This is a genomic window from Methylobacterium sp. WL103, from assembly GCF_008039885.1.
Lineage (GTDB): Bacteria > Pseudomonadota > Alphaproteobacteria > Rhizobiales > Beijerinckiaceae > Methylobacterium > Methylobacterium cerastii.
In genome coordinates, this window is the sequence record NZ_VRUX01001149.1 from 1 (window position 1) to 700 (window position 700).

1 protein-coding gene is annotated in these 700 nt (G+C 69.1%); it reads right to left on the reverse strand.

Annotated features, from left to right (window positions below):
- Nucleotides 1–339: 339 nt before the first annotated feature.
- Nucleotides 340–700, reverse strand: a 361-nt coding sequence (locus FV222_RS28330) for a hypothetical protein (RefSeq protein WP_210248527.1), incomplete at its 5' end; no start/stop codon positions are given.

Below are 700 nucleotides of genomic sequence, written 5' to 3' on the forward strand. Positions count from 1 at the left end.
GCACCGGCTACGAGTCCGACGTGCGCGTCACGGTGCGCTGAACCCCGCCGCCGGCCGACGCGCTGGCCGCGTGACGCGCGGGACAGGCGAGGCCGGGGAGGGGGCTCGGACCGCCCTCGCCCGTGGCTCGTCGGACGATCTCACTGCCGATTGCCGGGCTGATCACGGAGACGGTCCGATTGGCATGCCAGATGGGTCGGGACCGAACGAATACCCCCTCACCCCAGGATATCGCCCCTCTATGTTCCATAATATATCTTATGCGAATGACGGAAGTGCTATTGGAGGGCAGGTTTCCGCCCCCGTTTCGGCGCCGATTCCGTCGGCCGGCGGCGGGGTTCAGCGCACCGTGACGCGCACGTCGGACTCGTAGCCGGTGCCGTCCGCGTTGATGACGAAGATGCGGAAGGTGTCGACGCCCTCGAACCCCTCCTCCGAGGTGTAGGTCAGCTTCACCCCCGGCACCTTGCGGGCGTTGCAGGCGGCCAGCGTCGACCCGACCCCGTAGCGGGGAAACGAATCCGCCGGCGCGACGTCGATCGCCCCGTGCCGGGGCTGGTCCAGGGTCCGGATCACCACCGGGCCTTGCGAGGAGCAATCCGGGAACAGCGAGGTGAAGAACGCGATCGTGCGGGCCTCGCCCTTGGGCACCACCCGTGCCATCGGAAACGAGGCCGGAGGCGGGGGTTGGGGCGAGGGC